The organism is Variovorax sp. P4_D9, from assembly GCF_056401695.1.
In genome coordinates this window covers 1-3,124 of sequence record NZ_JBFUIU010000956.1, presented here as the reverse complement: position 1 = coordinate 3,124, position 3,124 = coordinate 1, and the positions used below count along the sequence as shown (strand labels likewise).

Sequence of the window (3,124 nt, the reverse complement as noted above, 5' to 3'; positions counted from 1 at the left end):
GAAGAACGGCTGCCCGGTCGGTCCGGGCCGGGGCTCGGGTGCCGGCTCGTTGGTCGCCTATGCGCTCAAGATCACCGACCTCGATCCGCTCGAATACAAGCTGCTGTTCGAACGCTTCCTGAACCCCGAGCGGGTCTCGATGCCCGACTTCGACATCGACTTCTGCCAGGGCAACCGCGACCGCGTCATCGACTACGTCAAGGACAAGTACGGCCGCGACGCCGTGAGCCAGATCGCCACCTTCGGCACCATGGCCGCACGGGCCGCGATCCGCGACGTCGGCCGGGTGCTCGACATGAGCTACATGTTCTGCGACGGCATCAGCAAGCTGATCCCGAACAAGCCGGGTCAGCCGGTGACGCTGCAGTACCCGCCGTCACCCAAGCCCGACAACGACAAGAACAACTACGCGATCGAGATGGAGCCGCAGCTCGCGGCCCGGATCGAGAAGGAGGAAGAAGTCCGCATGCTGGTCGAGCTGGCGCAAAAGCTCGAAGGCATGACGCGCAACATCGGCATGCATGCCGGCGGCGTGCTGATCGCGCCCGGCAAGCTCACCGATTTCTGCCCGCTCTACCAGCAGCCCGGCAGCGACTCGGCCGTGAGCCAGTACGACAAGGACGACGTCGAGGCGGTCGGCTTGGTCAAATTCGACTTCCTGGGTCTTGCCACGCTGACCATCCTCGAAATCGCCAAGGACTTCATCGTCGCGCGCCACAAGGGTCAGGAAGACTTCGCGTTCGAGAACATTCCGCTCAACGACGTGCCCACGTACAAGCTGTTCTCCGAAGGCAAGACCGAGGCCGTGTTCCAGTTCGAATCGCGCGGCATGCAGGGCATGCTGAAGGATGCGCGGCCGACCCGGCTCGAGGACCTGATCGCGCTCAATGCGCTGTACCGGCCGGGCCCGATGGACCTGATCCCGAGCTTCGTGGCGCGCAAGCACGGCCGCGAGCCGGTCGAGTATCCGCATCCACTGGTGGCCGAGATGCTGTCCGAGACCTACGGCATCATGGTCTATCAAGAGCAGGTGATGCAGACCGCGCAGATCCTCGGCGGCTACTCGCTCGGCGGCGCCGACCTGCTGCGCCGCGCGATGGGCAAGAAGAAGGCCGAGGAGATGGCCGAGCACCGCGAGATCTTCCGCAAGGGCGCGGCCAAGAACAACATCGACCAGAAGAAGGCCGACGAGATCTTCGACCTGATGGAGAAGTTCGCGGGCTACGGCTTCAACAAGTCGCACGCGGCCGCGTACTCGCTGCTGGCGTACCACACAGGTTGGCTCAAGGTCCACTACACGGCCGAGTTCTTCTGCGCCAACATGACCGTCGAAATGGACGACACCGACAAGCTCAAGGTGTTGTTCGAGGACGCGCAGAAGAACTTCGGCATGAACTTCGAGCCGCCGGACGTGAACCGCGGCGACTATCGCTTCGAGCCGGTCACCGACAAGGTGATCCGCTACGGGCTCGGCGCGGTCAAGGGCACCGGCCAGCTCGCGGTCGAAGCCATCGTCAAGGCGCGCGAGGAGGGCGGCGCGTTCAAGAGCCTGTTCGACTTCTGCGTCCGGGTGGACCGCCAGCGCATCAACAAGCGCACGGTCGAGGCGCTGATCAAGGCCGGCGCCTTCGATTCGCTGCAGCAGAACCGGGCCTCGCTGGTCGCCTCGGTCGACCGCGCCTTCGAGTTCGCCAACGCGACCCAGGCCAATGCGGCGCAGGTCGACATCTTCGGCGACTGCGAGCACGGCTCGGCCACTCAGGAGCCCGGCCTCGTCGACGCCATGCCCTGGGGCGTCAAGGAACGTCTGACCTACGAGAAGACCGCGGTCGGCTTCTACCTGTCGGGGCACCTGTTCGATGAGGTCGAGCACGAGGTGCGGCGCTTCTGCAAGCGCCAGATCGACGACCTGCTCGACAGCCGCGAGCCGCAGGTGATCGCCGGCATCGTGAGCGACTTCCGCGTCATCAACGGCCAGCGCGGACGGCTCGCGATCTTCAAGCTCGACGACAAGTCGGGCGCCATCGACGCCACCGCCGACGAGGCGCTGTTTAACGCCAACCGCAGTGTGCTGAAGGACGACGAACTGGTGATCGTGAGCGGGCGCCTGCAGCCCGGGCGCGGCGGCTTCGAGGCCCGCTTCCAGGTCCAGCAGGTGTGGGAGCTCGCGGCCGCGCGCTGCCGCTTCGGCAAGTTTCTGCGCGTCGCGGTCAACGGCAAGGCGCCGGACATCGCGCGGCTTGTGAAGGACTTCCCACCGCGCACCGAGCAGAGTGAGCACGGCGAACTGCAGCAGGGGCTGGGCGTGCGCCTGTCGCTGGCCCGCGGCGGCGCCCAGGTCGAGCTGCAACTGGGCGAGCGCGCGAAGTTTTTTCCGACCGATGCAGCACTGGCGAGCTGGATGGCGCAGGCGGATGCGGGCAGGGCGGCGGTGGTCTACGAATAGTGGTCCTGCCGCCCATGCTCACTCTTGACCAGCAGCTTGTCCTGCTGGATTTGCGGGCTGCCAGGGACGACCAGCCGCCTACGCCGTCACATCGATGTAATCAACCTGACTGGCCGGTTCGGGGATCGGCATGCCATCTTCGCGCAGCCCATCGATATGGAAGGCGATCGCCTCCTTGATTTCCGCTTCGATCTCGGCGACCGTTTCCCCGGTGGCCACGCAGCCCGGAAGATCCGGCACGTAGGCGGAGTAGTTGCCGGCTTTCTCGATGACGACGGCGTAGCGCATACAACCGCACAATTTCAGATCGGCTTGCTTCCGAATACTGTTCAGCGTCCCAGGTGCGAGATCAGCGCTGGGCTTGCCGGCGACAGTCACGCGGCCGGGCTTGCTTGCGTTTTGACCTGGCGATGGCTTCCTCGCGTCGCCACCAAGTGCCAACCGTCTGCCTGGAGCAACCGAAGCAGTTCGCTGACTTTCATGCGGGAAGGATAGCAGCAGTGTCGGTCCTGTTCGCCCGCTTCATCTTCCCAGGCGAGATCAGCGCTTCGGCCGCAGCGTCACGCTCAGCCGTGGTGGTACCGTGCCATCGATGTCGCGCGGCAGCTTCTCGGTCTTCTGCAGGGCGCGCAGGGCGGCGTCGTCCCAATTTGGCAGGCCGCTCGACTTGACCAGCGC

Annotated in this window: 3 protein-coding genes; 1 reads left to right on the top strand and 2 read right to left on the bottom strand. The window is 65.2% G+C overall.

The genetic code is table 11. From position 1 onward, the window contains the following. Positions 1–2,446 (top strand): DNA polymerase III subunit alpha (gene dnaE / locus AC1DY5_RS48990; RefSeq protein ID WP_478121561.1); only part of this gene is annotated, 2,446 nt, incomplete at its 5' end. 78 nt (positions 2,447–2,524) lie between these two features. Here the strand turns inward: dnaE and AC1DY5_RS48985 are convergent. Both AC1DY5_RS48985 and AC1DY5_RS48980 read right to left on the bottom strand, forming a co-directional pair. Further along, positions 2,525–2,824: a type II toxin-antitoxin system HicB family antitoxin gene (locus AC1DY5_RS48985; protein ID WP_478121560.1), complete on the bottom strand. Its 300-nt coding sequence runs from the start codon at positions 2,822–2,824 to the stop codon at positions 2,525–2,527. Between the two features lie 162 nt (positions 2,825–2,986). Continuing rightward, the gene (locus tag AC1DY5_RS48980; protein ID WP_478121562.1) at positions 2,987–3,121 is read right to left on the bottom strand and encodes a TonB C-terminal domain-containing protein; all 135 of its coding nucleotides are present in this window, start codon (positions 3,119–3,121) and stop codon (positions 2,987–2,989) included. Positions 3,122–3,124 lie beyond the last annotated feature (3 nt).